This is a genomic window from Frankia sp. CgKIO3, assembly GCF_977946435.1.
On the sequence record NZ_CDWTMO010000150.1, the window covers coordinates 6,640 to 11,054 of the forward strand.

At 67.4% G+C, this 4,415-nt stretch carries 5 protein-coding genes; 1 reads left to right on the plus strand and 4 read right to left on the minus strand.

Annotated features, from left to right (window positions below):
* Nucleotides 1-390 precede the first annotated feature (390 nt).
* Together AC08OJ_RS15620 and AC08OJ_RS15625 are read right to left on the minus strand one after the other, a co-directional pair.
* On the minus strand, nt 391-1,488 hold the full coding sequence (locus AC08OJ_RS15620) for an aromatic ring-hydroxylating oxygenase subunit alpha (protein ID WP_476596094.1): 1,098 nt from the start codon (nt 1,486-1,488) through the stop codon (nt 391-393).
* A gap of 326 nt (nt 1,489-1,814) precedes the next feature.
* The gene (locus tag AC08OJ_RS15625; protein WP_476596096.1) at nt 1,815-2,642 is read right to left on the minus strand and encodes a hypothetical protein; all 828 of its coding nucleotides are present in this window, start codon (nt 2,640-2,642) and stop codon (nt 1,815-1,817) included.
* A 363-nt stretch (nt 2,643-3,005) separates the two neighbouring features.
* Between AC08OJ_RS15625 and AC08OJ_RS15630 the strand changes: the two genes are divergently transcribed.
* Entirely contained in the window at nt 3,006-3,266 is a 261-nt protein-coding gene (locus AC08OJ_RS15630; protein ID WP_476596097.1) for an SDR family NAD(P)-dependent oxidoreductase, read from the plus strand.
* Here the strand turns inward: AC08OJ_RS15630 and AC08OJ_RS15635 are convergent.
* Nucleotides 3,170-4,201 carry a 2-oxoglutarate and iron-dependent oxygenase domain-containing protein gene (locus tag AC08OJ_RS15635; protein WP_476596098.1) on the minus strand — a complete coding sequence of 344 codons (1,032 nt, stop codon included), beginning with the start codon at nt 4,199-4,201 and terminating at the stop codon, nt 3,170-3,172. The genes AC08OJ_RS15630 and AC08OJ_RS15635 overlap by 97 nt on opposite strands.
* A 30-nt stretch (nt 4,202-4,231) precedes the next feature.
* Nucleotides 4,232-4,415: hypothetical protein (locus AC08OJ_RS15640; RefSeq protein ID WP_476596099.1), on the minus strand; the 184-nt coding region annotated here is incomplete at its 5' end.

The window sequence follows — 4,415 nt, forward strand, 5'->3', positions numbered from 1 at the left end:
GATGTGGGCGCGTCCTCGGCGGCGAGGCGCTCGCAACGTCGCTTCCCCCACTCGCCCAGCGGGCGGAGGGCCTCGTTGAGGGACGTGCCGTGCTCGGTGAGGGACAAGGACGAGGGCGCCGGGATAGTCCTCCAGCGTGGCCTCCAGCTCCTCGACGAGCGTGAGGGACAGGTGATTGGTCGGGTCGCCCTTGGCCTTCCGTAAGCGCGGAGTCTTCATCACCTCCGGCACGCTGGAGCGAGTGTGACAGCCGGACTCGGCCAAGCTGAGATCAGATCGTTGCTGGAGGAACTGGACGCCGAAGACGACGTCCCGGCCTCAAATTCGAACGGATCCACGGGCCCCGGCCCACCCGCGCCGGGGCCGGCGCGGGGCCCGTCCGGACCGGCGCTACCCGCCGAATGCGGCAAGTGCCTCGTCGATGACCGCATGACGATGGTGCAGCCCCGGCTCGTTGCGCCCGAAGACGAGCTCAGGCCGCACCCCCGACGCCATGTTCTTCTGGATGTCGATCGCCATGCGGTAGTCCTCGTCGCGCACCGTGGCGTGCGCGTACTCGAAGATCTCGTCCGCGGCGGTTCGCGTCGCCTCGTCCGTGAGATCCATCGGCGACGCGTTCTGGTGGTAGGTAATCGAATGACCCGGCCCGCTCCCAGGATAGACCCGGAACACCTCGCCGTTGGCGACGGTGACCGAAAGGATACTGTTGGGGAACAATGCGTAGATCACCACGAGGTTGTGCAGTGGTTCCCATTCTTCCTCGGGCTTGTCCGCGAGGTCCGTGATGTGCCGCATCGGGAAGACCAGCCGATGGTGCGGGCCGAAGGAGTCGAACAGCGCGCAGTTGCTCTTGGTGATCAGCGCGAACGTGTCCCGGTGCACCGTGGCGAAGTGATAGTTCTCGGCGAACGTGTCAAGCGCGAACTTCCAGTTGATCGGGAAGTCGAGCACCTTCTCGCCCACCGAAGCCCAGCTACCGATGTCCCAGGACGCGAGTTCCGGGCCGAGCTCTCCCAGGTGGGCGTCGATGTCCAGGGGACCGCTGTCCGGCTGGAGACCGACCCACAGGAATCCGGAATGCTCCGCGGCGGGCAGTTGCGTGAGGCGGGGCTTCCCGGCCATCGTCGAGGGGAAACCTTCACGGCCGGGTCCGCCGACGAAGTCACCCTGGGCGTCATATACCCAGGCGTGATACGGGCAGACGAACCGTTCGGCCACGCCACAGCCCTCCGCGACCGGCGCCTGGCGATGGGCGCAGACGTTCTGGAAAGCCCTGACCGTGCCGTCCTCGCCCCGGGTCAGAAGCACGGGAACGCCCATGACGGTCTTCGTGCAGTAGCTTCCGGGTGCCGGCAGCTCAGAGCGGTAGCCGACAAGCTGCGGAGAGCGCAGGACAAGCTCGCGCTCGCGCTTGAAGCGTTCCTGGCCCGTGTACGCCAGGGCTGGCTGGCGGCGCTCAGCGGGCACCATGTCGGTTGTCTTGTCCATCGCGATTTTGAGCGCCCGTCGAGTGAGATCGATGAGCTCGTGGCGGTCGATCTGAGGCCTCCTTGATGCGGCAGTCCTGATACGGCGGTTACGTCATGCCAAGAGTGTCGAAGTATCGGCACAAGATCGCATATGACGTAGTAGCGAAATCGTATGTGCCCTCGGCCAAACGCCGTTGAGCCGGCATCGTCGAATTCTCAATAGGAGCAACGGTGTCACTCTATGTGCAACACCGACAATAATCCCGGATGGATGGGTGCGCTATGTCATAGACATACGACCCTGCGTAGAAGATACCCGAACGGATGGTCAGGCCGAGCCGATGGTCAGGGCGTGCAGGTGCTGCCGGGCTGACCGAAACCCGGCCGGGAGAGGTCGAGGTCGATCCTGTTGTCCGGGCCGAGGACGCGCGTGCGTTCCAGGACGCATTCCCGATGCGTCATGGTGTCGGTGACGGTGATGCGCTGAGGGCCGGCGTAGAGCGCTCCGCTACTCCAGTCGGACGACCCGGTGCTGGTGCGAACGGCGAAGGAGGAGATCGGGTAGCCGGTGGAGGAACGGGCGTGGCCACCGAAGATGACGATCCGCACCCGGCCCGGTGCCGGCAGCCGGCCGCGGTCGGTCAGTTGCCCGCTGATCCGAGCGGTCCCGGGGTTGCCGAGGGCGGTGAGGGCGATGGCGACGGAGTACGTCCAGCCGTGTGCCCAATGGTCGAACCGGTCGATGTAGAAACGCGAATGGACAACCTCGGCGTCATGCGCTTGATCCGGGTAGAACTCGAACGACAGGCCGGCGGTGCGCGCTCCCCAGTCGGTCCGCAGCAGACCACCCCGGACCAGGTCGGGCTGGGTGTTGCTCATGAAGTAGACGGCCGGGAAAAGCAGGCCTCCGCCGGGAGGGAAACGGGAGTAGGTGGTGTAACTTCCCCGCTCCTGGCAGGCGTTGACGAAGGCGTCGCCCGTACGGGTCCGCGGGTCGTAGTTCTGGCAGGGAAGGTACGGTCGGCTGGTCGACCCGAGCACCAGGTCCACACCGACCGCACCGCCGATCGATGTCGGGCCTCCGTTGCGATCCGTGAACCCCTCGAAGGGAACCGCGACGCCCTCGCCGCGGGTGGGACCGCCGGCCGCCCTGACCGGCGACGATGTCGCCATGGAAAGTAAAATGATTACGACCGCGAGCAGGAAAGCTCTCCTCCGCTCACGCGTCCTTGCGCTCCAGACCCAGGTACGAGCCAGCCCGCGGATCATGTCGACGTCCTCTCGCCTGGGGAGCCTCTGCCATCAAGCCGATGACACACGCAGGGAGGGGTCGCGGCGGCGGTGCTTTCCATAACCGACACGCAGTCGTTGCGAAACCGCAAGGAGAATGTCCGCTCGTGCTCAGCCTCCTGGAGCCCCCTCGTTCCCGTCTCCGGGCCGCGACTACGGCACGCGGCTACGGCATCTGGGGAACCGATCAGATGACACGCATGGGATGAGAGGGATAAAACGGCCGGTTGGATTCCGACGGTAGTGGTGACGGGTACGGGACGGGGAATCGGCGCGGCGATCGCCACCGATCTCGCCCGGCGCGGATATCACGTGGTCGTGAACTACCGGCGGGATGCCGCGGCCGTCGCGGCCGTCGTCGCCGGCATCCAGCGGGACGGCGGCCAGCGGAGGTCAGCGGCCGATCCAGGTCAGGGGCCGGCGGAGGTCTCGGCGAGCTCCGCGACGAACGGACGGCACTCCCGCCACGCGGCCACCTGCTCGGGCCGGCCGAAGACCTTCAGGTAGTTCTCGACGTTGGTCTCGTCGATCTCGCCCAGCATGACGGGTTCGAAGTCGGTGCCGTCCTCCCCGACGAAGGCCGGCAGCGGTTCCAGCACAGTGTCCAGACTCGGATAGTAGAAGATCCCGGTCGACTGCCGGGTCGCGCTGCCGCCGGCCACGACCCGGTGCCGGCCGGCCGGCAGCAGACCGTTGGTCCAGCGGGTGAGGATCGTTCCGGAGAGCACCTGCAACGCCCCGGGCACGACGGGCACCGGGATCCAGGTGCCGTCGGGCTGTTGCGCCTGGAGCCCGGAGTACTCGCCGTGCTGGTGCAGGACGGTCACCGCCGAGCCGTCGGCGTGCTCCAGCAGGAGAAGCTTCTCCTCCTCGGAGGCCGTGTCCGGGTAGGTCCAGGTCGGGTAGTCGTTGACGAGCAGGTTGAGGTGGTACGGCTCGTCCTGCGGGAAACTGCCGGCGGGTAGTCCGAGCAGCCGCTCGTACAGGCCGAGCACCCGCCGGGCCAGCGCCGCGGCTGCCTCGGCGTAGGCGACGGTGACCCCGCGCAGGTCGGGGTCCTGCGGCGGCCAGACGTTGGCGTGTTGGTAGAGCCCGAGCCACCGCTTCGACACGCCCGCCGCGGCAGCGTCGGCCGGGTTGTCGAACTGGCCCACGGAGTACCGTTCGATTTCCAGGCGGCCGAAGTCGTCAGGCCACTGCCGCCAGCCCCGGAAGGGGTGTCCGGTGGGGTTGGCCAGCTTCGCCTTCTCCGCCCGCGGCAGACGCAGGATCCGCTCGACCCGACGCTGGAAGTCCTCGATCAGCTCCAGCGGAACGCCGTGGTTGACAATCTGGATCAGGCCGATCCGCTCGGCCGCCGCGCGCACGCGCCGCAGCAGGTCCGCGGGCGCGTCCTCGGCGAGGGCCACTTCCAGGTCGATGACGGGAATCTCGTCGGTCATGGCAGGGGGTCCTCTCCGGTTTCTCCGACATCAGACATTCTCCTTCTCCGCCATCGCCCCGGTGCCCGCCGCCGGCAGTGGCGGGAGCACAGGCAGATCAGCGGCGTCGAGATGGCAGTGCACGGTGTGGGATGCCGTCATGGCGGCCCCGTCGAGCAGTCGGACGGGAGGGACAACGGAGTCGTAGAGCCCCTCCACCCGGCTGGGGCAACTC